This window comes from Caulobacter sp. FWC2 (genome assembly GCF_002742625.1).
In the GTDB taxonomy this organism is placed as follows: Bacteria; Pseudomonadota; Alphaproteobacteria; order Caulobacterales; family Caulobacteraceae; genus Caulobacter.
Genome location: NZ_PEBF01000001.1, coordinates 3,202,756 through 3,229,033, shown reverse-complemented (window position 1 = coordinate 3,229,033; position 26,278 = coordinate 3,202,756). Strand labels below are relative to the sequence as shown.

Sequence of the window (26,278 nt, the reverse complement as noted above, 5' to 3'; positions counted from 1 at the left end):
CTCGCCACAGCCTATTTGAGGGGCGCCCATCCACGCTGCCGGAGCAGTTTCGGCTGAGGCGTCCTACACGGGCGCGTAATGTCCCTGTGCGGCGCTTTCTAGAAGGATCGACAGTAGAGGGTTTGGAAATCGGCGATTTTGGACGATGGCGTAGAAGGTCTCGCCTAGGCCGGGGACCTGGCAGCGCTCGATGAGATCTCCCCGCACCAGCTCGTCGCGGACGACAATGGGCGGGACCAGGGTCAGGCCGTCGTGCTCGCGCGCGAAGAGACGCAGCATCGCCATGTCATCGACCTCCGCGTGGATGTTAGGCGCGATGCCCGCTTCGTGCATGGCGCGGTCAAAGGCGCGGCGAATTTCGCTTTCGGGTCCGGGTAGGATCAGCGCACTGCTCCGCAGATCGTCAGGGTAGGCGAATGGCGTGCTGGCCTGACCCGGCCGCGACACCAGGCTGACGACCTGCTGGGCGATGAGGTGACTTCGCAGGGCGCTGCGCGCGTCGAGCGGAGCGGGGGAGTTCGCCAGCACGAGGTCCAGGCTTCGATCTTCCAGTCGCGACAAGAGTTCGCGCGTGCCGCCCGATTGCACCATCAGCTCCACATCCGATCGGGCCAGCAGCGGCCGCAGGAAGGTGAGCTGGAAGTTCCGGGACAGGGTGGTCAGCGCGCCGACACGCAGGCGCTTGTGGGCCGCGCTGCTTCTGCCCTTCAGGGTGTCGAAAAGTTCCTCGCCGGCGCCGAACACCGTGTTGGCGTAATCCAGGGCGATCTGGCCCGCTTCGGTCAGGACGAGCCGGCGCCCGGCCCGATCGAAAAGCGCCACGCCCAGCTGGTGTTCAAGCTTCTGCAACTGCACCGAAAGGGCGGACTGAGACACGTTGAGCCTGCGTGCGGCCCTGACCATGGCCCCTTCCTGCGCGACGACCCAGAAATAGCGAAGGTGGTTGTAGTTGAGGCTTGACATATCGCTTTTATAAAAGAGTCTGATCTAGACAATCAATTATGTGAAACAAAAGCGCCGCTATAGGTCTCCTGCCAAATCCATTGCGGGAGTTACCGATGGGGTTGGAGCCTTGGCTTGGCGCGACGGCGGCGATCGCCGTGACGGTGACGGGCGGATTGTGGGCTGTGCTGACGCGCCAGTCCGACAGCAAGACAGAACAGCGCTGCGCCGAATGGATCGCGGCGGTCAGCGCGATCATGGTGGTCGGCGCTGGCCTTAGCGCGTTGGCCTGGCCGGCTTCGCCTCGGACCGGGCTCTGGCTTCGTATTGACCTGGTGGCGACGGCGGTCGGGCTGCTCGTGACGATCGTCGGATGGGCCAGCCTCCGGTTCGCTCGCGTCCAGCTGCGCGGCGAGCCCGGTGCGCGTGCGTTTTCGGGATGGCTGCTGCTGGCCCTCGCAGGCGGTCTCTTGAGCGCGTTCTCCGACCACATCGTGCTGACCCTGCTGGGCTGGGTGCTGGCGAGCCTTAGCCTGCACGCGCCGATCCGTTTCCGCGCCACGCGCGCCGCCAGCCGCCTCGCCGCGCAGCGCAAGTTCTGGATCGACCGGATCGCCGAGGGCCTGTTGGCGACCGCGATCGTCATCCTGCTGGCCAAGGTCGGTGATGGGCGCTTCGGCGCGATCGGCAGCCAGGCCGCAAACCTCGGCCCGTGGACGCCTTGGGTGGCTGGGCTAGTCGCCGGGGCGGTGATCCTGCGCTCCGCGCAGCTTCCTTTCCAGGGCTGGCTTCTTGAGCTGCTGGAGGCCCCGACCCCGGTGTCGGCCATCCTGCACGCGGGCCTGATCAGCGCGGGCGGACTACTGCTGATGCGCCTATCTTCGGTGATGGGCGAAGCGCCGCTGGTCATGGCCGCGCTGGCGCTGGTCGGAGGCGCGAGCGCGCTCCTTGCTGGGCTGGTCCAGACCGCCCAGCCCGCAGCCAAGACCGCCCTGGTCTGGTCCACGATCGCCCAGATGGGCTTCATGCTGCTGGAGTGCGGACTTGGCCTTTATCCGCTAGCCCTGCTGCATATCCTCGCGCACGGCCTCTACAAGGCCAAGGCGTTCCTTTGGGCGTCCAACGCCGTCGACCTCGTATCCACCCAGCGCCGCCTTGGTCCTGTGGCCGCGCCGGGTCCCCGCGCGATCCTCGGGGCACTGGCGATCGCGATGGCGGCCTATGGCCTCGCCGACGCCTTGATGGGGGCCGCCGAGCGCCCGCTTCAGGCGCATGTCATGGGCATGATCCTGGTCTTGGGGGTAGGCTATCTTCTGGCGCAAGGCCTGGCCGACGCCGCGCCGGCGGGGCTAACGCTACGTCTGGTGAGCGTCAGCCTTGCGACCTTCGTCGCCTATTTCGCGCTGCAGACCCTGGCCTGGCGCCTGACCGTGGACGCCTTCGCGCGGCCGCCGGCTCCCGGGCCGCTGCAGATCGCCATTCTGGCCCTCTCGATCATCACCTTCGCGGCCCTCGTCGTCTTCCAGGCCGCCCTGCCGCGATGGCGAAACCACCCCTGGATTTCGAGGCTGCGCGTGCATTTCGCCAGCGGGCTCTATCTCGACCTGATCTTCAATCGCCTGGCGCGTCGCGCGCTGGCCAAGGAGGCTTGAACATGGACGGTTCATATCCCATCGTGGGGCTCGACCAGGCCGCCCTGACCTGGGCGCTGGACGCCATCCCCCCGGCGTTTCCGCTCGCCGCCAGCGTGGCGGTCAATCCCGTGCTGGGCTTCGCTTGCCAGGATTTGGCGCAAACGACGGCGATCCTGGACAAGACCGGGGGGGCCAGACTGACCGCACCCCGCACGTGGTATGGCCAGCGGATCGCGGACGGTGAAATCACCACGCACGACCTCGTCGTGGCTATCGCGGAGGGCGCGGGCGAGATCGCGCTCGGCGCGGTGGAGAGCCTGCGGGTCGCCGCGCGCGCGGATCGACCCGCTCCGCGGCCGCTGCCGCTGGTCACCGACTTGGCGCGCGCTCCCGGCGAACCCGACTGGAGCGCCTTTGTCGCCGACCGGATCGACGTCTGGGCGGCGGGCTATTTTGATCACGGCCAGGCGCTATGGGCTCCGGCGCACGCCGTGACGGCGTTCGCCGACTGGCGCGCTTTCGCCGGCCATGATCTAGCGACAGAGCTGGTGGGACTGAGGAGCTTCCGCGGCTTCATTGCCGATTTGCCCGGTGAGCCGGCGGCCTTGATCCGCACAGCTGTCGAAAAACTGGGCCTGAGCGTTGAGGCGCAACGGGCCTATTTCCTGCGCCTCCTCCACGCCATGAACGGGTGGAGCCAAGTCGCGTCCCATGCTCGCTGGACCGCGCGCCGGGACGGGCGCGGGGACGCCACGCTGGAAGGTCTGCTCGCGGTGCGCCTGGCCTGGGAGCTCTTCTTCCAGATGCGCGGCCACGGCGGAAAGCTTGTGGACTGGCCGATCGTTCACGAATCCTACAGCCGGGTCTTCGCGCCCGATCTTGAAGCGCAGACCGACGCCTTGTTGCATCAGGCCTATGAGCACGCCCAGCGCCGCCGGCTCGCGGGCGCGCTAGCCGCCCGCCCGGAGCCCCCGCCCGCCGTGCCCACGCGCCCGGCCCTGCAGGCGGTCTTCTGCATCGACGTACGTTCGGAGGTTCTGCGCCGCCACCTCGAAGCCCAGGACGCCGGCGTGGCGACGCTGGGGTTCGCCGGCTTCTTCGGCGTCGGCGTCGGCTATGCCTCGGCGTCGGATGGCGTCGTCGAGCATCGCCTGCCGGTTCTGCTACGGCCGCAGGTCCACGGCCGCGCCGCCGATCTAGGGTCGGAAGCCATGCAAACGTCGCGCTTGGACGCCCGCGCAGCACGCGCGGTCGAGCGCTTCAAGTCCGGGGCCGTCGCCGCCTTTGCCTATGTCGAGTCGCTGGGCTTCACCGCGCTCACCGGCCTGCTCGGCGGGAGCGCCGCGCGTCCAGCCTCGGCCGCTCCGGTGCTTGACGCCCAGGTGTCGCTGGAGACGCGCATCGACATCGCTTACGGCGCGCTCAAAGGGATGACGCTGGATCGCGACTTCGCGCCGATCGTGCTGCTGGTGGGGCACGGCGCGCATGTGCGCAACAATCCTCACGCTGCGGGCCTGCAATGTGGCGCATGCGGCGGCCACGCCGGGGACATCAACGCCCGGCTGCTGGCCAATCTCTTGAACGACGTTGCGATCCGCCAGGGTCTGGCGGAGCGGGGTCTGGTCATTCCGGACGACACGCGCTTCGTGGCCGCCCTGCATGACACCGCCAGCGACTCCGTCACCCTCCTTGACGCAGGCGCGGCGCCGGGACTGGACCAGGCCAAGGCCTGGCTGGAGGCCGCGTCGCGAGCCGCGCGGCAAGAGCGCGCGCGCCGCAGGCCTGGCGCCGCGGCCGTCGTCCAGTCGACCGATGCGGCGCGCCATTTCGCGGAGGTCCGGCCTGAATGGGGGCTAGCGGGCTGTCACGGCTTCATCGCCGCGCCGCGCGCACGCACGCGGGGCCTGGACCTCGACGGCGCGGTCTTCCTCCACGACTACGACGCGAAGCGCGACCCGGACTTCGCGCAGCTGGAGGCGATCCTCACCGCGCCGGTGGTGGTCGCCAGCTGGATCAATCTCGCCTATTTCGGCGCTCAGCTGGCCCCCGAGATCTACGGCGGCGGCGACAAGCTCCTGCACAATGTGGTCGGGGGCTTCGCCGTCGGCGAAGGGCGGCGTCTTGATCCGAGGCCGGGGATTCCGTGGCAATCGCTCCGGGCGGAAAAGGACATCCACCAGCCGCGCCGACTGGTCGTTGTCGCCGACGCGCCCCGGCAGGCGCTGACCACCATCCTCGACCGCCACCCCGACCTGAAGGCCTGGTTCTCCAACGGCTGGATCAGTCTGGCGGCTTTGGACGAGGAAGGCGGACTGACCTACTGGTGGGGCGCCGCCAACGGGTGGGTGATCCGGCCTCAACCCGAGATGGGAGCAGCCTTCCGAGGTCGGCGACCTTCGATCTCGTCCATAGGCGAGGCCAATAGGGTCTAGGTTCTGGCGGCGCTAACAGGAGCCATTTGGCGGGTTTCTGGATCGACGACCGGGCGCCTTGACCGTCGGTCCTGGCGCTCACTCATGTAAGACGCGGTCAGGCGAGCGCCGAGAGCACGCCCTGAATCAGATCGCGCCTTTCTTCGTCGGTGTGTGTCGCGACACTGACAATGAGCTTGTCTTCTCGCTGCGAAATCCGATCCGCCCATTTGGCCAATCTCTTTTTGGCGGAGGACATCAAGGCCTCGGGCATGGCGAGCGAGAGCCCTTTAGGACCCGCCCGCAGCTGGCGAACGCCCGTCGCCTTGGCGAGATGCAGCAAGCGCGCCTGGTCGATAAGGTCCGTCAGCGGCACAGGAAGGTTTCCGAAGCGGTCTTCCAGCTCCTCCTCGAAGGCGTCGATGTTTGCGAGATCTTCGAGCCTGGCCAGCCGGGCATATAGATTGATCCGGGTGACAGCGTCGGGGACGTAGTCGGCCGGGATCGCGCCGGGACGCCCCAAGCTTATGTCGGGCATCCAGTCGGCGATCTCGGCCTCGCCGCGCGCGACCTGCACGGCACGCGTCAGCAGGCGCTGGTAGAGGCCCGCGCCGATCATCCGCACGTGCCCGGCCTGGTCCTCGCCCACCAGGTCGCCGCCGCCGCGCAAGTCGAGATCGCGAGCGCTGATCGCCAAGCCCGAGCCAAGTCGATCGAAGGCCTCCAGGGTTGACAGGCGCGCGCGCGTGGCTTCGGACAGATCGTCCTGCGGGTCGGACAGCAGATAGGCCACGCCCTGGATGCGTCCCCGACCAACCCGGCCCCGCAATTGGTGCAGCTGTGAGAGCCCAAAGCGGTCGGGCCGCCAGACGATCATGGTGTTGGCGCGCGGCACGTCGAGCCCGCTCTCGATGATGTTGGTGGCCAAGAGCACGTCGCCTTCGCCATCGGCGAACCCGACCATCACCGCATCGGCCGCATCGGCGGCCAGCCCCCCATGCGCTACGCGGATGTGTAGGTCCGGGACGAGGCTGGCCAGCTGTTCGGCGATCGGTGTGATGTCCTCGATGCGCGGCACGACCAGGAAGCTCTGGCCACCGCGACGCTTTTCCCGACGTAGAGCCATGCGCAGGCTGGCCGCGTCGAAGGGGGCCAGGAAGGTTCGGATCGGCCGGCGGCGGGCCGGGGGGCTGGCGATCACCGAGACATCCTGCACGCCGACCATGGCCGCTTGCAGCGTGCGCGGGATGGGCGTGGCTGTCAGGGTGAGCCTGTGGCCATCCTCAGCCAGGTCGCGCAGCTGGGTCTTCATCGCCGCGCCGAACTTCTGTTCCTCGTCGATGATCATCAGGCCAAGATTGTCGAAGGCGATGTCCTTGCCACCCAAGGCCTGGGTGCCGATGACGATATGGATCTCGCCGCTTTCCAGGCCTTGCTTGACGGCCCGGGCCTCGGCGGACGTGACGAGTCGCGACAGGTGCGAAACGCCGATTCCCGTGCCGGCGAACCGGCGCTTGAAGGTCTCCACGTGCTGGCGGGCCAGCACCGTGGTTGGGGCGGCCACGGCGACCTGGCGGCCGCTCAGCGCCACGGCCGCGGCCGCGCGCAACGCCACCTCGGTCTTGCCGAAGCCGACATCGCCGCACACCAGCCGGTCCATCGGGCGACCCGAGGCAAGATCGGTCAGCACAGCCTCAATGGCCGCCGATTGGTCGGGGGTCTCGGGATAGGCGAAGCGGGCGGCGAACCTGGCGTAGGCCGTCTTGGGCGGGACGATCGGCGCGCATTGGCGCTCCTGACGGGCCTTGGCCAGGGCCACCAGCTGTTCGGCGGCGGCATCGAGATGGCGATGGACCTCGGCCCGACGCTTGGCCCAGCCGTCTCCCTTCAGGCGGTCGAGGGTCACTGCGCTCTCCTCGGCCCCATAGCGCCAGATCCGGCCGATCTCCTCGACCGGCGCCTGCAGGATGTCGCCGCCGTGATATTCCAGCTGAAGCGTATCTCGGCCGACTCCGTCGATCTCGATGCGGGCCAGCTCGCGCAGGACGCCGACTCCGTGGTCCTCGTGCAGAACGACGTCTCCCGGCCGCAGGTCTGGTTCGGCCAGCAGGTCCTGGACGCTGGTGGCCGCGCGAGCCGCCGTCCGGCCGCCGGCCACGTCGCTGGCGGCGATGACCACCAGATCGCTGGCGGGCTCGACAAAGCCCGTGTCGAGGTCCAGCTCAAGGCTGACCACGGCGCCGCGTTCTGCCGAAAGCGCCGCCGACCAGTCGGCGACCGGCTCGGGCTTGAGATCCAGGCCCCGCGCCAGGGCCCGCGCCAGGGGGCGAAGCTCCTGGCGAAGTCCGGTCAGCACCACGCGGCGGTGGGCTTGGCGATGACTGTCGACCAGATCGCAGAACGCCCGCCCAGGATTGCGCTGCAGGGCCAGATTGGTGACAGGCTCGAACCCGCGAAGGTCCAGGCGCGCGTTCGACCACGCTGACATGGCGCTCTTCAAGTCTGCGCCAAGCACGTTGAGCATTTCGGGCGAGGGCGGCTCCACACCGCCGCCCAGGCTCCTTCGCGCTTCGAAGGCGTCCAGCACATGCTCTTCGACCTCGGTCAGCCGCGCCAGCGCCTTGGCGTCGGTCGACAGGCGCGCCTTCGGCAGTAGATCGAACAGCGATACCAGCGCGCCATAGTGCTCGCCCATGGCATGCTCGGCGCCAGGCGGGCGTTCGGACGACGCGCCGTCCGTGCCTGGCGTGAGGATCAGTTCGCTGGCCGGACCCAGATGCAGGATCTCGATCTCGCCTTCGGACCGTTGAGTCAGGGGATCGTAGGTCCGCATCTCGGCGATGCGATCCTGGTCGATCACGATGCGCACGGGACGGGCCGCGTCTGCCGGAAAAACATCGATGACCTCACCCAGGAACGCGATCTCGCCAGGCTCGTCTATCCGATCGTCGGCGACGTAACCGACAGCCGAGGCGAAGGCAGCCAGGGCCTCGCGATCGACAGTCTGGCCGCGCTCAAGGTCCTGGAAGGCGGCCGCGAGTGTCTCTTGCGGCGGCAGCTTCTGTACCAGCGCCTCGGGCGAGGTGATCAGGACGCGCGGTCCGCAGCTCCCGGCCAGTTGCTGCAGCACGCGCATGCGCCGGCCCATGACGTCGCGCGAGGGCGAGGCGCGATCATAGGGCAGGCAGTCCCAGGGGGGCAGGACCAGGACCTTGAGCGCGGGCGCGAAGCCAGCGAGCGCCCGGCCGATCTCCTCGGCGCGACGCTCGCTCGACGCCAGGTGGACGAGTGGCGCGCCGCGCCCGGCGCCGACCTTGCGCGCCAAGGCCAGGGCCGCGGCCGAGGCCGGCGCCTGGACGCTGGCCGGCTTGTCGTCGCGGTGGGGCCGCGCCCCCGGTGCCAGGGTCTCGCCGACGGTCGGGGGCGGGATGACGGCCTCGGACATGCGCAACTCTTCGGAGGTCAGACGCTCGCTCAACCGCGAGCAGGGCCAAAACACCCGATGGCCAGGGAAGTTGCAGACCGGCTTGGGCGACCTGGGCCTCTGGGTGATGCGAGCGCTTTCGGCGATCTTTTGAGAAGCGCAGCGTGGTTCGCGGAACGTTGAAGGCCAGGGCGCCGTTCAGCTTGCCCGACCGCAGCGCTTGGCCGCTGCTGGTTGCATGAGGACGGGGTCGTGGGGCGCAGCAGGGCCGTTGTGGCAGGACTGAAATTGCCGAGTTGGGTGATGCGGCCCGATCTGGCGCGACTGCTCGAGTGGGCCTCGCGCCTGGGTTACGCGGCGCGGGGCGTGGTCTATCTCGGCCTCGGCGCGATCGTGCTGTTGGCCGCCGCGGATCTGACGCCGAGGGCGCGCGGAGCCAAGGCCATGCTGGCGGCCTGGGCCGACTGGCCCCTCGGGCTGGTCCTGGTGGCGCTCGTCGCGGTCGGCCTTCTGGGTTTCGCGCTATGGCGGGCGTTGCAGGCGGTGTTTGACGCCGACCGCCATGGGAGCTCGCCCAAGGCCATCGCCGTGCGGATCGGCCAGGCGATCAGCGGGCTGATCTATGGTGGTCTCGGCCTGTGGGCGCTGGAACTGCTCGACGAGGTCGAGGACGTCGGTGAGGCGGACGAGGAGCAGGCCGCGCACGGCGCAGCGGCCACAGTCCTGGCCCTGCCCCACGGGGAGATCCTTCTGCTGCTCGCCGGGGCGGCGCTGGTCGGCGTGGCGCTCGGAAACATCATTCAGGGCCTCAAACAGGATTTCGCCAAGCGGCTGTCTTGCGATGAAACGGTCTGTCGCTGGGTCGTGCCCATGGCCAAGATCGGCTACGGCGCGCGAGGCTTGGCGACCTTGCCGGCGGGCGTCTTCCTGATCGAGGCGGGACTGGACGCGCGCAGCGGCGACGCCCACAGTTGGGGTGGAGCGCTGCAGGCGGTGGAGAGCCAACCATTCGGGTCGTGGGTGCTGGCCCTGCTGGCCCTGGGTCTCGTCGCCTTCGGCCTATTCGGCTTCGTCGAAGCGGCCTTCCGACGCATCCGTCCCGACGAGGCGCTGTCCTGATGGCCAAGGATGACCGTAACGACCGCGCCAAGAGCGCCGCGCGCGAGGCGCTGGCCGCGCGGCCTGCCATGCGTGCGCCCGTATTGTTGCGGACGCGGAACCTCAAGATGGCGCGCTCGGCCCACGCCTATGTGCGGGGCAGCACCGTCAAGTTCTACGAGTGGCTGGAGGGCCGGCGAACGAGTCTGCCTAGCGGTCCCCCGGTCTGGATCTGCGGCGATTGCCACCTGGGCAATCTTGGGCCTTTGGCCAGCGCCGAAGGCCAGGTCGACATTCAGATCCGCGATCTTGACCAGACCGTGGTCGGCAACCCGGCCCATGACCTGATCCGCCTGGGCCTGTCGTTGGCCTCCGCCGCGCGCGGCTCGGACCTGCCCGGCGTTATCACCGCCCAGATGCTGGAGGCGATGATCGAGGGCTACGAGGACGCGCTCGCTGGCGATTTTAACATCGAGCCGCCGCATCCGCCGATGATCGGCGCGGTCGTGCGCGAGGCCGAGCGGCGGACCTGGAAACATCTGGCCGGCGAGCGGCTGCGCGGCGTGCGGCCCGAGATTCCGATCGGCCGACGCTTCTGGCCGATCACCCGCACGGAGCGCCACGAGATCGAGGCGATATGCCAGAGCGAGACGGTGCGCGATCTCGTCACGAGCCTCAAGTCGCGGGGACGCAAGGACGACATCCGCGTCCTGGATGCGGCCTATTGGGTCAAGGGTTGCAGCTCGCTGGGTCGACTGCGGTTCGCCGTCTTGCTGGAGGTGGACGGCGGGGAGGGCGCGCCCGATATCTGCTTCCTAGACCTTAAGGAGGCGATCAAGGCCGCAGCGCCGCGCGAGCCCAAGGCCGCTATGCCGCGCGACAACGCCGAGCGAGTCGTGGCCGGAGCGCTGGCCCTGTCGCCTAATCTTGGCCAGCGCATGGCCGCCGGACGGCTCCTCGACAAGGCCGTCTTCGTGCGCGAGTTGATGCCGCAGGACATGAAACTGGAAATCGTCGGGCTGTCGCCCACCGAGGCGATGCACGCGGCCAAGGCTCTGGCCCGGGTCGTGGGTCACGCCCATGGCCGCCAGATGGACGGGGCCACGCGCAAGGCCTGGATTGCGGACCTAGCCCGCAATCGAACCGGGACGCTTGATGCGCCCTCGTGGCTATGGTCGAGCGTTGTGGATCTGACAGCGGTGCACGAGGCGGCCTATCTCGAGCACTGCCGCCGCTATGCTTTGGCCCTCGTGCAGGACCCGCCGCGCAACACGCAGGCTTAGGCGCCTGACTCCTGCCGTGTCGATCGAACCGCCCCAGTCGCTCCGCGAGCAGGCCCGTCCTGGCGCAACGCCGCCATCGCTTTTCAAGGTCGCCTTGCTGGGCGTGCCCGAAGCCTTGAGCGACGCGCTGCGTCGAGCGGGCGTTTGCCCGCCCGGCGCGCCCAGCGTCAGGCTGCCGCGATCGCCTTCTCGACGTCGTGCAATGCGTGGCCCGTCAGGTCCTTGGCGATTTCGCCCACGAGGATCGCGCTGAGTTTGGCGTGGTACTGAGGTCGGATAGCGCCCAGGGCTCGCGGCGCGGCGATGATCAACAGGGCGGTGATCTTTCCATCCAGGACCTGTTTGTTGAGCAGGCTGATGACGCCCGCCGAGAAGCCGTCCTCATCATCCTGCCCACCGTCGGGATTGGCGGAACTGCCGTGGCGACCCGGCGTCGCGCCTTGGTGGTCGGCATCGACGGCCGCGTGATCGACGGCCGTGAGCTTCAGCTCGGCTTCATCGCCAGCGTTGCGAAAGAGATTGAACTTTTCGCCATCAGCGACGGCGACGGTGGCGCCCTTGGGAAGTTGCATGCGTGTCTCCAGATGTGACCGCGGGGTTGCGGCGCCTAAGCAGGGACATCCCGCACTCAGAGGAATTGGCTCGGCGGCGGGGCCGATAGAGCGCACGACCGAAGCGGCCGACCGAGTAGGACCCACTTGTATGGGGGACATACGTAATGCGTGGCCGGGATCGGAGTTGCGCGGGGCAGGTAGGAAAGGGACCCATGCCCTTGCTGGCGTTTCGGGCCCTGACGGCGAGGGGGCGCCGGGATCAGCAGCGGAGGGCGTCCAGGCCGATGTGACGGGGGTGTTCCTGGCACGACCTGAGAGGCCGCTCCTGGCGCAACCTCGAAAGTTCCTCCGCGCCAGCGGCATGTAAGGGGGAAATCGACTTCTGGTCGCTAAGATGTCTTCGCTGCGGCGAGGCTTGGAGGTTCTGGCGCCCCGGTTCGTTGGACCCTGTGGCGCCATGTCGCAACCCCATGAGGCGATCGACCATTAGCCTGTAAAGCCTCATGCACTCAAGGTGTTGCTATGACTTCGCGCCCCGAGAGGCCCTATTCACAGCAGGCGTTCGAGACGTACTACGCTCGAACCTACTCTGGTCACGTTTCCATGCGGATCGGCAGCATCGCGTTGGTGGCGATGGTGCTGCTCTTCTTGAAGGCGATGTCGGTGTGGATCGCGCTGGGCTGGGTCGCCGCCTATGTGTCGTCCGAGGTGGCGACCATGGCTTGGTGGCGGCGGGTGGCGCCCCGCTTGGCGACAGCGACGCAGGAAGAGTTCCGGATCTTTCAGAACCAGCTGATCGCCATAACCACCCTGCTGACGTCGACCTCCGCGGCGCCCCTTCTTCTGGCTCATCCGACCACCAGCACGGCGGTCGTGACCCTTGTGCTCGTCAGCGCAGGGATTCTGATGACCTGCGCGGCTCAGCACACGCTGACGCGCAGCATGATCCTGTGGACCGCGCCGGCCCCAGCCATCGCGCTTCTCTACAGCGCCACCCGAATGCAGTCGGGCGTGGAGGTTTGGATCCTTGCGGCGCTGGCTGCTTGTTTTGCGGTCAACGCTCGTGACTTGCAGCTCGCCAACGCCGAGTCCTATGACGACGTGATCCAGGACCAACTCAACGCCGAAGCGGCCAACCAGGCCAAAAGCGCCTTCCTGGCCACGGTCTCTCACGAGATCCGCACGCCGCTCAACGGCATCCTGGGCATGGCCCAGGCTATGGCGCGCGAGCCGATGAGCCGTCACCAACAGGAGCGCCTTGGGGTGCTGCAACAGTCGGGCGCGACCCTGCTGACGTTGCTCAATGACATGCTGGACATGGCCAAGATTGAGGCCGGCAAGATCGAGCTCGAGGTCCTCGACTTCGACCCCGAGGCGCTCGGCCGCGACGCGTGCGATGCATTCGGCGTCATCGCGGCGGAAAAGGGTCTTGTCCTGGCGTTCGTGGCGCGGGGGACGCATAGCCTCTACCGGGGCGACCCCACGCGCGTGAGACAGATTCTCTACAATCTTATTGGCAACGCCGTGAAATTCACGGATCGGGGGCGCATCGATGTGCTGCTGGCTTATGAGGCGGCGGGGTTTGCCTTCACGATTGAAGACACCGGAGTAGGCTTCTCCGAGGCCTCCCGGGCCAGCCTCTTCGAGAAGTTCAGCCAGGGAGACGCCACCACGACCCGGCGGTTTGGCGGCACGGGCCTTGGCCTGCCGATCTCGCGCGACCTAGCCCGATTGATGCGCGGCGACATCACGGTCGAAAGCCGTCTGGGAGCCGGATCCACTTTTCGCGTCGCCTTGCCCTTGGCGCGCGCCGGCTCGCCGGTTCTTGCGTCATCGGCGACGCCAGGGGCCGCACGCTCGGTTACCGTCGCGGAGGAACGCCTCGCCATCCTGGTCGCCGAGGACAATCCCACTAACCAACTGGTGCTTCGCAGCCTGCTCGGCGGCGCGGGAATCGACCTTGAGGTCGTCGAGGACGGTCGCCTGGCGCTGGAAGCCTGGCGCCAGCGCACCTTCGATCTGATCCTGATGGACATCAATATGCCGGTCATGGATGGGGTCAGCGCCACGCGCGCCATCCGGACCGAAGAGCGCGACAGCGCGCGCGTCCGAACGCCGATCATCGCTCTGACCGCAAACGCCATGGACCACCAGAGGCACGACTATCTTGCCGCGGGCCTGGATGCCCATGTCAGCAAGCCGATCGACGTCGCTGTCCTCTTCGCCGCCATCGCTGAGACCCTGGCTACCGTACCGAAAGACCACGCGCTCGCCGGCTGATCTGACCTCTGCCGGGCAACCGGAAGGCGCGCTGTTCCTCGATCAGCTAAGGGCTTCGAGCTCGGTCCGGCCGATAGGCTTGGTTACGTCCTTCCGCTCATCGATGTGCAGATCGATCAGATGACCGAAGGTGGTTTTGTCGGCAATCCTCGTGGTTTTGGGCGCCTTGCCCTGGTCGATGGTCCGCTCGGCTTCGGTGGCCCATCGACGCGCGTCCTCGCGGTACGCGAAGGTCTCGCCTATATAGCGACCCTTCCGGCGAACCTGGGCTCTCCAGGAGCCCGATGGGAGTCTCGTGAACGTGGCCAATTTCGTGTGCTCTGTGTGTGCGCTCAGGAAGGAAACCACGGGAACAAACGGCGAAAACGTGCGCAATTTTAGGAACGTTTCGGCATGACCGAACTCGTTGAAACTACGAAAAAGATGCAGCAATTTCGACCGCATAGGTTTTCTGTCGCGCCGATGATGGACTGGATAGATAGTCGTGTATTTTCAGTGACTTATACGGACTCCGGTGCAAATTCCGTGCACTCACGTTCGTGTTTTCTTTCGTTTTCGTTCGTGCTTTCGCGTCCTCTGTGACCCCAATCGATGCGGTGAAATCCGAAGGGCTTTCCGAATTTGCGAGGTCGCCGCCGCAGACGCTACGAGGAGGCTGGCGAAGGGGGCGGCGTGACGAAATCGATTTTGGTCTATGCGTTCGCAGCCCTGGCGGAGATCGGAGGCTGCTTCAGTTTCTGGATGTGGCTGCGAGAGGGCAAACCTCTGTGGTGGCTCGCGCCCGGCATGGTCTCCTTGGCCCTGTTCGCCTGGCTCCTGACGCTGGTAGATGCTGACAACGCCGGGCGCGCCTACGCCGCATATGGCGGGATTTACATCGGTGCATCGTTGGCGTGGCTTTGGGCCGTCGAAGGCGTGAAGCCCGACCGTTGGGACACACTAGGCGCCGTCGTCTGTCTTGTCGGCGCCGGCATCATTTTGCTCGGACCGCGCGCGCTTCGTTGAGGAAGTCAGAGGCAGGCTGATGTCGCCCCGTTTGACAGTCGCAGGAGCCGCACCTAGAAGCGCCGCTGGCGATGGATTTCCGCCTGGCGTCATGCCGAACCGCTCCTCAGGAAGGAGCCGATGATTCCTACTTTGGCGCGGCTTGCCGCGAGAAAGAGGAGTCGTGTCAAAGCCGCCCCGTTTTACCTTGGCCGATGTCCGGCCGTTCGTTCAGGCGCGCCTGTCTCACCTGAAGGCTGCGGCTCTGTGGGCGGCGATCCTTGCGCCCACCTCGGCAGCGATCGGCTCGCTCTGCGCCCTGTTCCTCTGGAGCCTTGATCTGGCCACCCGTGCGCGGTTCGCGCACCCCTGGCTGCTGTTCGGCCTGCCGGTGGCCGGCTTTCTGGTGGGGTTGGTTTACCACTGGAAAGGCCGCTCAGCCGAAGCGGGCAACAACCTGATCGTCGACCAGATCCACGAACCAGGCGGCGGCGTGCCCTTGCGCATGGCGCCCTTGATTCTGGTCTCCACCGTCGTCACCCACCTGTTCGGCGGTTCGGCCGGACGCGAAGGCACGGCGGTCCAATTGGGCGGCAGCCTGGCCAGCGCTTTCGCCAAGCTGTTCCGCCTGGAGGCGGCCAGGCTGCGCATCCTGTTGATGGCAGGCATCGCCGCCGGCTTCGGCGCGGTGTTCGGAACGCCGGTGGCGGGCGCGGTCTTTGCGCTTGAGGTGCTCACTGTTGGACGGGTCAACTACGAGGCCTTGATCCCTTGCCTCATCGCCGCCCTTATCGGCGATTGGACGTGTCATGCCTGGGGCATCGAGCACACCCTGTATGCGGTTCACTTCCAGGCGCCTGGCGGCAAGTACGGCCTCGACCCCGTCCTGCTGGCCAAGGTCGCGGTCGCTGGCGTGGCGTTCGGGCTGGTCAGCCTGCTGTTCTCCGAGGCGCAACATCGCCTGAGCGCCACCCTGAAGCGCCTTGTGCCCTACGGCCCGCTGCGCCCCTTCTTGGGCGGCCTGGCGATCGTCGGCATGGTTTACCTCTTCCAGACCCGGGGCTACCTGGGTCTCGGCGTCTGGTCTCCCAACCCGGCCGACCCGACAATCCTTGGCTTCTTCGCCGCCGACCGGATCGACAGCTGGAGCTGGCTGTTGAAGATTCTCTTCACGGTCGTGACGCTCAGCGCCGGCTTCAAGGGCGGCGAGGTGACGCCGTTGTTCTTCATCGGCGCGGCGCTGGGTAATGCGCTCTCGGCCCCGCTCGGCGGCCCGACCGATCTGTTCGCCGCCCTGGGCTTCGTGGCGGTCTTCGCAGGCGCGGCCAATACGCCGCTGGCCTGCACCCTCATGGGGATCGAGCTCTTCGGCGGTGAGCACACGGCCTACATCGCTGTCGCCTGCTTCACCGCTTACCTCTGCAGCGGACATTCGGGGATTTACCTCTCCCAAAGGCTGGGCGTCCCCAAGACCTCCGCCGCCCAACCGCCGGCGGATCTCGCCTTGCGACAGATCCGTGAACTCCGAGCATCCACCAGGCAGCCGCGTCCTGTCAGTCAGCCCGACAAAAAGAAAGCCCGCCCATGACCTCCTCACACACCATGAGCGCCGACGAGGTCGGCATGGTCCGCATCTACATGAAACCTGGCGAGCGGGGCCGCGGAAGTGGCGTGAAATCGCTCTTCGCTGGACGGCCACAGCTCTACCGCCAGATCGTGCAGGCCGCGAAAGCCGCGGGCCTTCTGAATGCCGTGGCTCACCATGGGCACTACGGATACAGCAACCACGGCCGCATCCAGGACGAGGGCGTCGAGATCGCCAATCCAGAACTGACGATGTGCGTGGAGCTGATCGGGGAGCGCGGTCAGCTGGAGATGTTTTGCAAAGCGCAAGGCGCGATGCTCACCAACAAGGTCATCATCTATAAGCATCTGGAGCGATGGCGGCTGGAGGCCAGCGCGGTGGAAGCCTGTGAGATCATTCCCGGCCAGGAGCCTGTCGGATGATGCGCAGCCTTCTCGCCAACTGGACCTTCTGGGCGGTCCTCTCCGCTAGCTTCGCAGCGCTGACCGCGATCTTCGGCAAGGTCGGCGTGGAAGGGGTCAACTCCGACTATGCGACCCTGATCCGGACAGTCGTCATCCTCGTCGTCCTCGTCGCGATCGTGACCGCTACAGGCGCCTTCCAGCCGATCAACACGATCACGGGGAAAACCTACGCCTTCCTGGTGTTGTCCGGCCTCGCCACGGGCGCCTCATGGCTTTGCTACTATCGGGCGCTGAAGCTTGGCCCAGCATCGATGGTCGCGCCGATCGACAAGCTGAGCGTGGTGCTGGTCGCCCTGTTTGCAGTCGCCTTCCTGGGCGAGCGGCTGTCGGGCCGCAACTGGCTGGGGATCGCCATGATCGGCGGCGGCGCGATCCTCGTCGCGTTGAAAGCATGAAGCCGCCGCCATCCACAAGCCATCGGAGCGAGCCGTGAGCCTGTTCAGTCATCCGCATCGCCGCCTCATCCTGATGCGCCACGGGCAGAGCGCCTACAACGCCGCCAACCGCTTCACGGGGCTCCATGATCCGCCGCTGACCGACGCTGGCGTCGCAGAGGCGGAAGCGGCGGCTGAGGTCTTGCGCCAATCGAATGTGAAGGTGGACGATATCTTCAGTTCAAGCCTGCAGCGCGCCATCCGATCCGCGGATGTTGTGCGCGATAAGCTTCACCTGCACGGCGTCCAAGCTTTCAGCGATCCCGCGCTGAACGAGCGCGATTATGGGCAGCTCTCAGGTCTTGATAAGGACCAGGCGCGAGAACGGTGGGGCGAGGCGAAGGTCGCGCGATGGCGGCGCGCCTATGCTGAACAGCCCCCTGGCGGCGAAAGCCTCCGTGACACGACGGCCAGGGTGCTTCCGTTCTATCTACGGTCGATCCTGCCGCGGCTGATGCAGTCGCGCACGGTGCTGGTCGTGGCGCATGGCAACAGCCTGCGCGCCTTGATGATGGTGCTCGATGGGCTGTCGCCACAGGCCGTGGAGAATCTGGAAGCGCCTACCGGGGACCTGTTCGTCTACGAACTTGCCCCGGACACGCTTGTCGCTCGCAAGATGATCCATCCGAAGGCGGGCGACTGGATCGCGCGCGTCGTCGCACCTCCGGCTAATGAAAGCAGAGGCGACTTCTACCGGCGGGCGTTGCAGGAGGAAGAAGATGCGGAAGAGGGCCGGCCCGTGCTCTGACCCTCGGGTGGGCTTCAGTCGGACGCGCTCAGACCTCGACCGATGCGCCTGGGTCAGACATCCGCAAAAGCCGGATTCCGACACCTTTCAGGAACGGCTCGTACGTGTCGTAGCGTTGCTCGACAAAGTAATCCCGCGCGTAGCCGTCGTGCAGCGGAATGAGCGTCCGGGGACGCATCGCTTTGGCGAAGGCGAAGACGTCAAGTTCGGTCAGAAAGGGCGCCATGACCGGCATCGCAAGGATTTCGGTATCGGCGAAGCGGTGGAGACCCGGATCCAGCGAGTCGCCCACATTCAGCAGACCCTCGTTGACCTTGAATGCGGTGACGATCGGCGTCTCCTTGGCGAGGATCGGCGCATGCGGCGTCGGAATGGCCACCAGCCTGAAGGGGCCGAAGGTTTGCTGACCATGTTCGAATATCGTCGGCGAAAATCCCTTCTCGCGTAGCGCCTTGGCCGCCTCGCCATTGGCCAGGATGGTCGGGGGCCGTTGACCGAGGATGATCCGCAAGGCGTCGAAGTCGATGTGGTCGGGATGGTCGTGCGTCAGGGCGACAAGGCTCGGACCGGCGAGTTGGTGGGGATCCACGCGACCATCGACGAACGAGAACTTGCCGGGATCGAACAGCAAGCTCTCGCCACCAACCGTGATCCGCAAGCAGGAGTGGACGAACTTTTCAATACGCATGCCGGCCTCCGCACAGGACAACGCCCTTGCCGAGGCCGAGTGCCGAAGGGCGGCTCACCCGCTGGCGCCGCCGGCGTCGGACGACGCTGCCGTTGGGGCCTCGCCGCCTTTGGTCTGCGCGCTGACTTTCGTCAGGTACTGCACGATGGCCGGGACGTCCTTGTCGGCGATCGCGGCCTTGTAGGTGTCGCGCATCTTGACGACCGTGGCGGTCCATTGGGCTTCCGACAGCGCCGGCTGTGTGAGCGCCATGGCGGCGGAATGGCAGGCGGTACAGTTGGCGTTCATCAGGTCGGCGCCGGCGCCGTCAGGGTACGGCGGGTCGTCGTCCGGCAGGGCGATGCTGGACGAGGTCAGGGTGAAGCCGCCGCCGGATACCGACGGTGGCGGCGGCGCTTCGGGAGCGGGGGGCGGCGGTGGCGGCTTCAGGCTCTCCACAAAGGCGTAACGGCCGAGACCGAGCGCCAGGGCGAAGCCGCCAACCGCGCCGGCGATCTGCAACAGCGCCTTGCCGTAGGAGGTGGGCTTGGGGTTGCCGCTCATGCCGTCACCACGTGGGTTGTCTCGACGACGGCGCGCATGAAGCCGCCGGGGTTCCAGTTGGCGGCCAGAGGCTGCACGACGCCGTTGGCGCCAGTGCAGCGGGCCATAAGAGCGACGGGTCCACGGGCGGCCAGCGGCACGGCGCCGTCGAAGCGCCGGAAGCTGTACTTGCCCTCGTCGGGTCCGAGGCGCGTCGGCGCCCAGGTGCGGCCGCCATCGGCGGAGAGATCGACCCGAGCGACGCCGGTGTCGCCGCCCATTGCGATACCGCCGACGGGCAGTTGCGGCTGGTAGGCCACGCTGGCGCCATCGGCCAGGCTGGTGATCCAGGCGCGTGGGACCATGCGGTTGATCGGTTCGGTCGGGAAATCCTTGGCGCCGGGCGCAACATTGGCCAGCGGCGTGGTCGGTATCTTGTAGGCCTTGGCCATCCAGTAACTGTCGTCCGGCCCGGCCAGCACCTCGATATCGCTGAGCATCTTGACCCAGTAGGTGGAGAACCAACCCGGCACGATCAGGCGGATCGGGAAGCCGTTTAGCAGCGGGAGCTGCTCGCCGTTCATGGCAAAGGCGATCATCACCTCGCCGTCCCGGGCATGGTCGAGGCTGAGCGACTTCGAGAAGTCCGGCGCGCCATCGACCACCGGCTGGTCGAGGCCGTTGAACCGCACCGCGGTCGCCCCGGCCTTCACGCCGGCCAGATCGAGGATATGGCGCAGGCTGACCCCGAGCCACTTGGCGTTGCCCATGGCGCCGTGGCCCCATTGCGCGCCAGGGACCCGCGGGACGAACAAGCCCCGCGAGTTGCCCGAGCACTGGTTGACGGCGGCCATCTGGACCCGCGGCATGGCCAGGATGTCGGCGAGCGACAGGGACACCGGCTTGTTCACCGCGCCGTGGACGTTGAGCTTGAAGGTGGTGGCGTCGATCTCGGTCGGGATGTTGGCCCAGTGCCAACGGACGAAGAACTGATCGTTCGGGGTGAAGACGCCCTGGTCGAAGACGCTCATCGGCGTCTCCAGCAGCGGCGGCCGGGTGCGCTGCAGGATCATCCCGCGCTTGCCCGGGAAGGTGTCGGTCGTCGGGCGCGACGACGGGCCGCCCGGCAGGCGAAGGTCGACGGTGGCCTGCGCGAGGGCGCGGGGCGCGAGCGCGGAGGCCGCCACCAAGCCAGCCCCGGAGAGGAACCGGCGCCGCCCGATATCGAGGAGATGCGGGAACTTGGTCATAGATTTGTCCTTCGAACGGGGCGGATCAGGCAGCGGACTTGAGGCAGGGCGCGACGAAGAGTTCGCCACGCCAGGCGCCGCGCAGCGTGCGGGCGCCGACCACCAGCCACATGATGGCCAGCAGGATTACCAGGCCACCGCCGAACACCGCAAAGGCGCCGATGGGCAGAAGGGTGGCGAGCTTCAGGGTGGCGACGGCGTAGACGCCGAGCGGGAAGGTGTAGCCCCACCAGCCGAGGTTGAAGGGCAGGCCCTCGCGCAGGTAGCGGGCGGTGATCAGGGCCGCCATCGCCGCCCACCAGAAGCCGTAGCCCCAGAGCAGCAGGCCGCCGACGAGGCCGATGCCGTGCGCGGCGGCGGCATATTCGCCAAGGCCGTTGGCGGTGAAGACGGCGGGGGCCGCGCCGCCCAGCACCATCAGGCCGAGCGCGCCGGTTCCGATGGGCCCCAGCGCGAGCCAGCTGGAGGCCGCCATGCTGGCGTGCGGCAGCTTATGGACCGCCATGCGCAGCACCAGGATCACCAGGATGCTCATGGCCAGCGGCACCGAGCAGGCCCAGAGCGCGTAGCTCGCGACGATGACGGTGAGCTGGTGATGGGCGTCGGCGAGATGCGGGGCCAGGAGGCCGCCGCTGACCGCCGCCACCTCGGCGGCGACCACTGGCAGCAGCCAGACGGCGGTCATCTGGTCGATGCTGTGCGTCTGGCGGGTGAACATCATAAAGGGGATGGCGACGCCGCAGGCCAGCGCCATGGCCGCGTCCGCCCACCAGAGCACCTGGGCGATGTCGACCGCCGCCTGACCCCAGCGTCCGATGCCAAAGGCCAGGAAGCCGTTGATGATGGTGGCCAGCCCCATGGGGATGCAGCCGAAGAACATCGACACCACCGAGTGGCCGAAAATCTGCCGCGCGCCGTCGAAGTAGAAGATCCAGCGGGCGGCGTAGAGCAGGGTGAAGAGGCTGAAGAGCCCGATGTTGAAGACCCACAGGCCTTCGGCGACGGCGTGAAGGCCCGGGACCTTGGCCGGGAACTGCGCCAGGGCCAGCGCCAGGATGCCGGTGCCCATGGTGGCGGCGAACCAGTTGGGGGTGAACTGGCGCACCACCTCGCGTGGGCTCGCAAGGCTGGCGAGCGGCTTGAGGCCGAAGGCGACGGCGCGGGTGTGGGCGAGGTCAGTCATTGGGGGCGATCCAAGGCGAAGCTGGAAGGAAAAGGCGTGAAGGGACGGCGGCGTTGCGTCAGCCGGCGGTGAGCCGCCAGATCGTCCCGAAGACGACGCCGCCCAGAAGCAGGGTCAGGGGCAGGGCGATGATCTGAGCGAAGGCTTCGCGGCCCGAGATCCAGCCGGTGGCGATCAGGGCGCGGCCTTCGAGGAAGTCACCAAAGCTGCGGCCCCGGACGCCCCGTGGCACGCTGTCGGCCAGGAGGATGCCGCCGCCCAGGCCGCCGAAGAACATGACGCCCAGCACGGTGATGATGCCGAGAGTGAGCGCCGTTTCCGGGCCGCCGAAGAACAGCCAGAACACCAGCAGCAAAGCCGCATAGGCGCCGATCAGCGCCTTGACCGCTGTCGGATGCACGCCGCTGACGCCAAGGTCGGCGGCGTCGCGACGGAGTTCTTCGAAGCTGCGAGGTTCGGTGGCGCGAATGGCGGTAGCAGCCGCAGCGGCGGCGCGGCCGGCCCGACGGGCGGGGACGAAGTCGGTGGTGGGGGTGAAAGCGAGCACGGTATCCTCCATCTGGAGTGGAGGCCGAAATGGCGCGCTCCTTGTGAACACAATCGCGCCTAGCGTCGTTTCGCTCCAACGCGAGTTTCCGCACTGTTCGTTCGATGAAATCGAACATTTTCTATTTTGGGAGTGCGACCCTGGCCGAAGAGATCGATCCGCGACTGGAGGCTCTTGGTGCGTCCCGTTTCGCGGGGCTTGAGGCGTACCGCCTGAACCTCGGCCATCGTCCGTTCGCGGCGCCGCATTTCGACCCGAACAGCGCAGGTTCGGACGCGGAAGTACTCATTCTGCTCCAGAACCCCGGCCCCAGCGCGGCGGCTGTCCGTTTCGCTTCCCTGGACAATCCCACGGGCACCGCACGGAACCTGCGTCGGTTCCTGGAAGCCGCCAAGATCGACCGGAGCGCCGTGACCTTGTGGAACACCGTACCGTGGGTCCTGGCGCCACCAGGAAGTCGCAATCAGCCACCGTCGCGAGCAGACATCGTGGCGGGTCTTGCTCGACTTCCCGAGCTGATCGCGGCGTTCGACGATCTCAAGTCAGTCGTCTTGATGGGGCGCGTCGCGCAGATGGCGCGCGGTCCAATCGAGCGGATCAAGCCCAGGCTTAAGATCTTGGAGTGCCCGCATCCGAGCCCGACGTTCGTCAACACGAGTCCCGGCGTCGCCCCCGCCATCATCGCCGCGCTTTGCGCCGCGGGCTCAGCGTGACGCCTCGACGGTCTTCGCCATCGCCAGGAAGGCGTCGCCGGCCTTGCTGCGGTATCGCTGCTTGTGGCGCAGCAGGTAGAACTGCCGAACCGGCAGGGCCAGGTCGATCTCGACCAGGGCGCCCCGCGCGACGCCGAGGCGCGCGACCGTGCGGGACATGACGCCCGCGCCCGCGCCGGCTTCGACCGCTGATCGCACCGCTTCGTTGCCCGGAAGCACCATGGCGATGGTCAGGTCGTCGAGTTTGAGGCCGCGCCGCTCGAGTTCATGTTCGAAAGCCGCTCGCGTGCCGGAACCGGGCTCGCGCAGCACCCAGCGGCTGGTGCGAAGATCGAGGTCCGGCCCTGGCTTGGCCTTCGCCCACGGATGGTCGGGCGCGACGACCAGACTGAGCGCCTCGGCGTCGATCACGCTGCGGCTCAGACCCGGATCGTCGATTTCGCCTTCGACAAGGCCGAGCTCTGCCTCGCCCTCCGCGACAGCGCGCGCGACCTGTGCGGTATTGCCCATGGCGACCTCCAGTTCGATGCCTGGGTGCGCATCGTGGAAGCGGGCCAGCCTCGGCGGCAGCCAGTAGCTGGCGATGGTCTGGCTGGCCTGGATGGACAGGCGGCCCCGCTCCAGGCCGCTGAGGTCGGCGAGCGCAGCCTCGGCGGCCTCGGCCTGGCCCAGCACCTTGCGCGCCTCGGCCAGGAACACCTCGCCGGCGCGGTTGAGCACGATGCTGCGCCCAACCCTGTCGAAGAGGGCGACGCCATGGCGGCCCTCCAGGGTGGTGATGGCGCTGCTGACCGCCGACTGGGTGAGGTTCAACGCCTGAGCTGCGCGCGTGACGTGCTGGCGCTCGGCGACGGCGATGAAGATGCGGAGCTGCTCCAGGGTCATGCGCCCAACTTAGGCCTCTTCGACAAAGCGTCGAGACCATTCGGCTGGATCGAACGGTTCGGTCAGGCATTTGCGTTGGAGGCGCCGGTGTAGACAGCGCACGATCGTCGCGATCTCACACCCGGAGCCTCGGATGACCCGCATCGGATATCGACGCCTCGGCGTGGCCGCGTTGGCGACGACGCTCGTCGCGACCGCGTCATGGGCTGCGGCGCAGCCCAACGCCTTCGACACCGCGATGACCGAGGCGATGGAGCGGATGCACCACGCCATGATGCTGCCGCCGACGGGCGACGTGGACCGCGCCTTCGCCCGGATGATGATCCCGCATCACCAGGGCGCCATCGATATGGCTCGGCTTCAGCTGCAGTACGGCAAGGACCCGCGCCTGCGCCGGCTGGCCCAGGGCATCATCGTCGAACAGGCCCAGGAGGTCGCCGTGATGCAGCAGATTTTGGACGAGACCCCCGCCACTCATCCGCAAGGACACCCGCAATGACCCGCAGTCTAGCCCTCATCCTGTTGCTCGCCAGCGCCGCGCCGGCTTTCGCCGGGCAAGCGCCTGGACCTGCGAGTGCGCCCGACATCGCGGTGAGCAGCCGCGACCGCTTCTATACGTCGGACCAGTTCTCAAACACCGTCTCGGTGATCGACCCGGCCGCCAACAAGCTGCTCGGCGTCATCAAGCTGGGCGACCAGACGCCCATGAATTTGAGCCCGCTCTACAAGGGCCAGTTGCTGGTCCATGGCATGGGGTTCTCGCCGGACCACAAGACCCTGGCGGTGATCTCCATCGGCTCCAATTCAGTGACCTTCATCGACACGGCGACCAACGCGGTGAAGCACACCGCCTATGTCGGCCGCTCGCCGCACGAGGCCTTCTTCACCCCCGACGGCAAGGAAGTCTGGGTCGCGGTGCGCGGCGAGGACTATCTGCAGGTGCTCGACGGCGCGACCTACAGGGAGACCGGACGGATCAAGGTGCCCAACGGCCCGGGCATGACCATCTTCGCCCCCGATGGCCAGTATGCCTATGTGTGCTCGAGCTTCACCCCGGAGACTGTGGTGATCGACACCAAGACCAAGGCGATCGTCGGCCGGGTGAAACAGGAGAGCCCGTTCTGCCCGGACATCGCCGCCACGCCGGACGGCAAGCAGGTCTGGTTGACGCTAAAGGACATCGGCAAGGTGATGGTGTTCGACGCCAAGCCGCCGTTCGCGGTTCTCAAGACGCTCGACACCGGCCCGATCACCAACCACGTCAACATCGTGCGCAACGGCGCCGGCCAGTTTGCCTACGTCACCGTCGGCACGCAGAACGCGGTGAAAGTGTTCCGGACCGACAGCTTCGCCCAGGTGGCCGAGATCAAGGTCGGCGCGCTGCCGCATGGCCTCTGGCCGTCCGGTGACGGCTCGCGCGTCTATGTCGGCCTGGAGAACGGTGACGCGGTGGCGGCCATCGATACGGCGACCAATACCGTGATCGCCACCATCCCGATCGGCCAGGCGCCTCAGGGCGTGGCCTATGTCCCCAACGCCGTTCCCACTGGTCCAGGCACCGCTAACCTGCAGCCACTCGGGATGGCCGCTGAGTCCGACAGCCTCACTCTCGCCGGCGCTGCGGGCGGACCACCCACCCAGGTGACGTTGTTCGACCAGGGCCAGGTGCAGATCCTGCAGGCGGCAGCCGTGGGCCTCAAGCCGAAGGCGGCCTATGTGCTGGCGATCGCCGACAATCCCAAAGGTGAGGGAAAGCTACAGCCCCTGGCCGGCTTCATGACAAGCCCGTCGGGGTCGGCCGTGGTCAACGCGGTGGGACCATTGCGCAATGTGGTCAGCGCCGACACGCCCGCGCCGCGCCGCTATCTGGTGATCGCCGAAGGCAAGCCAGATGAACTCGGGATGGTGGTGCAAATCCAGCGCTAGCGGCCGGTCACTCGGCTAGCTCGAACGCGTCGCCCGGCTTGGCCAGACCCACGAACTCTATGCCGGCGTCACGGAAGAAGGGCTCGTAGGTGTCGTAGCGCTGCTCCACGAAGAAATCGCGGGCGTGGCCGTCGTGGAGGGGCAGGGCGAACTTGGGCCGCATGGCCTTGGCGAAGGCCATGACCTTCAGCTCCGTCAGGTAAGGGGCCATGACGGGCAGGGCGAGCGCCTCGACGCCGGCATGGGCGAGCAGCGCATCGTCGAAGGAGTCGCCGCAATTGAGCAGGCGGCCGTTGATCAGGAAGGCAGTCACCTGCGGCGTCTCCTTGGCCAGGATCGGTTCGTGAGGGACAGGGATGGCGCGCAACTCGAAGGCGCCGAACCGCCGGACACCCTCTTCTAACACCTCGACCGTGATGCCTTCGCCGGCCAACTTATCGCGAACCTCAGCATTTCCGACGACCTGGCGGCCACCGGCAAGGATGGTCTTCAGGGCCGCCGGGTCGAGGTGATCCGGATGTGCGTGGGTGATCACCACGACGTTGGCGCCCGCCAGCGTCTTGGGATCGACCCGGCCATCTATGAAACCAAACTTGCCCGGGTCGAAGAGCAGGGCGTCTGTGCCGACGGTCAGCCGCAGGCAGGAGTGGACGAACTTTTCGATGAGCATGGCGTGGTTCCTGGAGGCCGGGACTCAAGGCGCCCACGCCACTGCAGTTCCTC

24 protein-coding genes and 1 riboswitch are annotated in these 26,278 nt (G+C 67.2%); of the genes, 13 read left to right on the top strand and 11 right to left on the bottom strand.

The features are described 5' to 3' along the window. Positions 1-63: 63 nt before the first annotated feature. A complete protein-coding gene (locus tag CSW62_RS15530; protein WP_099579305.1) occupies positions 64-963 on the bottom strand; it encodes a LysR family transcriptional regulator in 900 nt (299 codons plus the stop codon). 95 nt (positions 964-1,058) lie between these two features. Between CSW62_RS15530 and CSW62_RS15525 the strand changes: the two genes are divergently transcribed. Both CSW62_RS15525 and CSW62_RS15520 read left to right on the top strand, forming a co-directional pair. After that, on the top strand, positions 1,059-2,594 hold the full coding sequence (locus CSW62_RS15525; RefSeq protein WP_099579303.1) for a proton-conducting transporter membrane subunit: 1,536 nt from the start codon (positions 1,059-1,061) through the stop codon (positions 2,592-2,594). A 2-nt stretch (positions 2,595-2,596) separates the two neighbouring features. Next, entirely contained in the window at positions 2,597-5,008 is a 2,412-nt protein-coding gene (locus tag CSW62_RS15520) for a putative inorganic carbon transporter subunit DabA (RefSeq protein WP_233206797.1), read from the top strand. A 97-nt stretch (positions 5,009-5,105) separates the two neighbouring features. On the opposite strand, the gene CSW62_RS15515 is transcribed toward CSW62_RS15520, so the two are convergent. After that, positions 5,106-8,432, bottom strand: coding sequence for a DEAD/DEAH box helicase (locus tag CSW62_RS15515; protein ID WP_099579299.1), 3,327 nt, complete (start codon positions 8,430-8,432; stop codon positions 5,106-5,108). A 282-nt stretch (positions 8,433-8,714) separates the two neighbouring features. On the opposite strand from CSW62_RS15515, the gene CSW62_RS15510 reads away from it, so the two are divergent. Together CSW62_RS15510 and CSW62_RS15505 are read left to right on the top strand one after the other, a co-directional pair. Continuing rightward, on the top strand, positions 8,715-9,530 hold the full coding sequence (locus tag CSW62_RS15510) for a DUF1206 domain-containing protein (protein ID WP_099579297.1): 816 nt from the start codon (positions 8,715-8,717) through the stop codon (positions 9,528-9,530). Further along, positions 9,530-10,792, top strand: a complete 1,263-nt coding sequence (locus tag CSW62_RS15505; RefSeq protein ID WP_099579295.1) for a DUF2252 family protein — start codon at positions 9,530-9,532, stop codon at positions 10,790-10,792. The genes CSW62_RS15510 and CSW62_RS15505 overlap by 1 nt, the downstream gene beginning before the upstream one ends. A 167-nt stretch (positions 10,793-10,959) precedes the next feature. On the opposite strand, the gene CSW62_RS15500 is transcribed toward CSW62_RS15505, so the two are convergent. Then, positions 10,960-11,364: a host attachment protein gene (locus tag CSW62_RS15500; protein WP_099579293.1), complete on the bottom strand. Its 405-nt coding sequence runs from the start codon at positions 11,362-11,364 to the stop codon at positions 10,960-10,962. Between the two features lie 504 nt (positions 11,365-11,868). On the opposite strand from CSW62_RS15500, the gene CSW62_RS15495 reads away from it, so the two are divergent. Beyond that, positions 11,869-13,626 (top strand): ATP-binding protein, encoded by a 1,758-nt coding sequence (locus CSW62_RS15495; protein ID WP_099579291.1) that lies wholly within the window; start codon positions 11,869-11,871, stop codon positions 13,624-13,626. Positions 13,627-13,668: 42 nt separating this feature from the next. Here the strand turns inward: CSW62_RS15495 and CSW62_RS15490 are convergent, their stop codons facing one another. Next, positions 13,669-14,070, bottom strand: coding sequence for a hypothetical protein (locus CSW62_RS15490; protein ID WP_099579289.1), 402 nt, complete (start codon positions 14,068-14,070; stop codon positions 13,669-13,671). A 228-nt stretch (positions 14,071-14,298) separates the two neighbouring features. Between CSW62_RS15490 and CSW62_RS15485 the strand changes: the two genes are divergently transcribed. From CSW62_RS15485 to CSW62_RS15465, 5 genes are all read left to right on the top strand, one after another. Continuing rightward, positions 14,299-14,631, top strand: coding sequence for a YnfA family protein (locus CSW62_RS15485; protein ID WP_099579287.1), 333 nt, complete (start codon positions 14,299-14,301; stop codon positions 14,629-14,631). Positions 14,632-14,689: 58 nt separating this feature from the next. Continuing rightward, positions 14,690-14,768, top strand: a riboswitch (Fluoride riboswitch). Positions 14,769-14,794: 26 nt separating this feature from the next. Next, a complete protein-coding gene (locus tag CSW62_RS15480) occupies positions 14,795-16,198 on the top strand; it encodes a voltage-gated chloride channel family protein (RefSeq protein WP_099579285.1) in 1,404 nt (467 codons plus the stop codon). Continuing rightward, positions 16,195-16,617 carry a DUF190 domain-containing protein gene (locus CSW62_RS15475; RefSeq protein WP_099579283.1) on the top strand — a complete coding sequence of 141 codons (423 nt, stop codon included), beginning with the start codon at positions 16,195-16,197 and terminating at the stop codon, positions 16,615-16,617. Before CSW62_RS15480 ends, CSW62_RS15475 begins: the two co-directional genes overlap by 4 nt. Further along, positions 16,614-17,054, top strand: coding sequence for an EamA family transporter (locus CSW62_RS15470; protein ID WP_199170615.1), 441 nt, complete (start codon positions 16,614-16,616; stop codon positions 17,052-17,054). The genes CSW62_RS15475 and CSW62_RS15470 overlap by 4 nt, the downstream gene beginning before the upstream one ends. A 34-nt stretch (positions 17,055-17,088) precedes the next feature. Continuing rightward, a complete protein-coding gene (locus tag CSW62_RS15465; RefSeq protein ID WP_199170614.1) occupies positions 17,089-17,841 on the top strand; it encodes a 2,3-bisphosphoglycerate-dependent phosphoglycerate mutase in 753 nt (250 codons plus the stop codon). 28 nt (positions 17,842-17,869) lie between these two features. Here the strand turns inward: CSW62_RS15465 and CSW62_RS15460 are convergent, their stop codons facing one another. The 5 genes from CSW62_RS15460 to CSW62_RS15440 are packed head-to-tail and all read right to left on the bottom strand — an operon-like array spanning position 17,870 to position 22,031. Next, positions 17,870-18,529: an MBL fold metallo-hydrolase gene (locus CSW62_RS15460; RefSeq protein WP_099579281.1), complete on the bottom strand. Its 660-nt coding sequence runs from the start codon at positions 18,527-18,529 to the stop codon at positions 17,870-17,872. Positions 18,530-18,583: 54 nt separating this feature from the next. Then, the gene (locus CSW62_RS15455; RefSeq protein WP_099579279.1) at positions 18,584-19,072 is read right to left on the bottom strand and encodes a hypothetical protein; all 489 of its coding nucleotides are present in this window, start codon (positions 19,070-19,072) and stop codon (positions 18,584-18,586) included. Continuing rightward, complete coding sequence (locus CSW62_RS15450; protein ID WP_099579277.1) at positions 19,069-20,301, bottom strand: molybdopterin-dependent oxidoreductase; 1,233 nt, start codon at positions 20,299-20,301, stop codon at positions 19,069-19,071. Before CSW62_RS15450 ends, CSW62_RS15455 begins: the two co-directional genes overlap by 4 nt. Positions 20,302-20,326: 25 nt before the next feature. After that, a complete protein-coding gene (locus CSW62_RS15445) occupies positions 20,327-21,484 on the bottom strand; it encodes a TDT family transporter (protein WP_099579276.1) in 1,158 nt (385 codons plus the stop codon). A gap of 58 nt (positions 21,485-21,542) precedes the next feature. Beyond that, complete coding sequence (locus CSW62_RS15440; RefSeq protein ID WP_143324414.1) at positions 21,543-22,031, bottom strand: hypothetical protein; 489 nt, start codon at positions 22,029-22,031, stop codon at positions 21,543-21,545. A gap of 104 nt (positions 22,032-22,135) precedes the next feature. Here CSW62_RS15440 and CSW62_RS15435 point away from each other — a divergent pair, with 104 nt between their 5' ends. Further along, the gene (locus tag CSW62_RS15435) at positions 22,136-22,744 is read left to right on the top strand and encodes a uracil-DNA glycosylase (RefSeq protein WP_099579272.1); all 609 of its coding nucleotides are present in this window, start codon (positions 22,136-22,138) and stop codon (positions 22,742-22,744) included. On the opposite strand, the gene CSW62_RS15430 is transcribed toward CSW62_RS15435, so the two are convergent. Beyond that, positions 22,736-23,629, bottom strand: a complete 894-nt coding sequence (locus CSW62_RS15430) for a LysR family transcriptional regulator (protein ID WP_099579270.1) — start codon at positions 23,627-23,629, stop codon at positions 22,736-22,738. The genes CSW62_RS15435 and CSW62_RS15430 overlap by 9 nt on opposite strands. Positions 23,630-23,762: 133 nt before the next feature. Here CSW62_RS15430 and CSW62_RS15425 point away from each other — a divergent pair, with 133 nt between their 5' ends. Beyond that, complete coding sequence (locus CSW62_RS15425; RefSeq protein ID WP_099579268.1) at positions 23,763-24,128, top strand: DUF305 domain-containing protein; 366 nt, start codon at positions 23,763-23,765, stop codon at positions 24,126-24,128. Further along, entirely contained in the window at positions 24,125-25,555 is a 1,431-nt protein-coding gene (locus CSW62_RS15420) for a YncE family protein (RefSeq protein WP_099579266.1), read from the top strand. Before CSW62_RS15425 ends, CSW62_RS15420 begins: the two co-directional genes overlap by 4 nt. A gap of 7 nt (positions 25,556-25,562) precedes the next feature. Here CSW62_RS15420 and CSW62_RS15415 read toward each other — a convergent pair whose 3' ends face one another. After that, on the bottom strand, positions 25,563-26,225 hold the full coding sequence (locus CSW62_RS15415; protein ID WP_099579264.1) for an MBL fold metallo-hydrolase: 663 nt from the start codon (positions 26,223-26,225) through the stop codon (positions 25,563-25,565). Between the last annotated feature and the right edge of the window lie 53 nt (positions 26,226-26,278).

Bases quoted from the DNA above. Each gene is read 5' to 3' on its own strand.
- CSW62_RS15460 (WP_099579281.1), bottom strand. From the start codon at position 18,529: ATGCGTATTGAAAAGTTCGTCCACTCCTGCTTGCGGATCACGGTTGGT.
- CSW62_RS15415 (WP_099579264.1), bottom strand. From the start codon at position 26,225: ATGCTCATCGAAAAGTTCGTCCACTCCTGCCTGCGGCTGACCGTCGGC.
- CSW62_RS15510 (WP_099579297.1), top strand. From the start codon at position 8,715: ATGCGGCCCGATCTGGCGCGACTGCTCGAGTGGGCCTCGCGCCTGGGT.
- CSW62_RS15450 (WP_099579277.1), bottom strand. From the start codon at position 20,301: ATGACCAAGTTCCCGCATCTCCTCGATATCGGGCGGCGCCGGTTCCTC.
- CSW62_RS15515 (WP_099579299.1), bottom strand. From the start codon at position 8,432: ATGTCCGAGGCCGTCATCCCGCCCCCGACCGTCGGCGAGACCCTGGCA.
- CSW62_RS15500 (WP_099579293.1), bottom strand. From the start codon at position 11,364: ATGCAACTTCCCAAGGGCGCCACCGTCGCCGTCGCTGATGGCGAAAAG.
- CSW62_RS15425 (WP_099579268.1), top strand. From the start codon at position 23,763: ATGACCCGCATCGGATATCGACGCCTCGGCGTGGCCGCGTTGGCGACG.
- CSW62_RS15455 (WP_099579279.1), bottom strand. From the start codon at position 19,072: ATGAGCGGCAACCCCAAGCCCACCTCCTACGGCAAGGCGCTGTTGCAG.
- CSW62_RS15490 (WP_099579289.1), bottom strand. From the start codon at position 14,070: ATGCGGTCGAAATTGCTGCATCTTTTTCGTAGTTTCAACGAGTTCGGT.
- CSW62_RS15505 (WP_099579295.1), top strand. From the start codon at position 9,530: ATGGCCAAGGATGACCGTAACGACCGCGCCAAGAGCGCCGCGCGCGAG.
- CSW62_RS15475 (WP_099579283.1), top strand. From the start codon at position 16,195: ATGACCTCCTCACACACCATGAGCGCCGACGAGGTCGGCATGGTCCGC.
- CSW62_RS15420 (WP_099579266.1), top strand. From the start codon at position 24,125: ATGACCCGCAGTCTAGCCCTCATCCTGTTGCTCGCCAGCGCCGCGCCG.
- CSW62_RS15470 (WP_199170615.1), top strand. From the start codon at position 16,614: ATGATGCGCAGCCTTCTCGCCAACTGGACCTTCTGGGCGGTCCTCTCC.
- CSW62_RS15525 (WP_099579303.1), top strand. From the start codon at position 1,059: ATGGGGTTGGAGCCTTGGCTTGGCGCGACGGCGGCGATCGCCGTGACG.
- CSW62_RS15430 (WP_099579270.1), bottom strand. From the start codon at position 23,629: ATGACCCTGGAGCAGCTCCGCATCTTCATCGCCGTCGCCGAGCGCCAG.
- CSW62_RS15530 (WP_099579305.1), bottom strand. From the start codon at position 963: ATGTCAAGCCTCAACTACAACCACCTTCGCTATTTCTGGGTCGTCGCG.
- CSW62_RS15435 (WP_099579272.1), top strand. From the start codon at position 22,136: ATGAAATCGAACATTTTCTATTTTGGGAGTGCGACCCTGGCCGAAGAG.
- CSW62_RS15520 (WP_233206797.1), top strand. From the start codon at position 2,597: ATGGACGGTTCATATCCCATCGTGGGGCTCGACCAGGCCGCCCTGACC.
- CSW62_RS15495 (WP_099579291.1), top strand. From the start codon at position 11,869: ATGACTTCGCGCCCCGAGAGGCCCTATTCACAGCAGGCGTTCGAGACG.
- CSW62_RS15445 (WP_099579276.1), bottom strand. From the start codon at position 21,484: ATGACTGACCTCGCCCACACCCGCGCCGTCGCCTTCGGCCTCAAGCCG.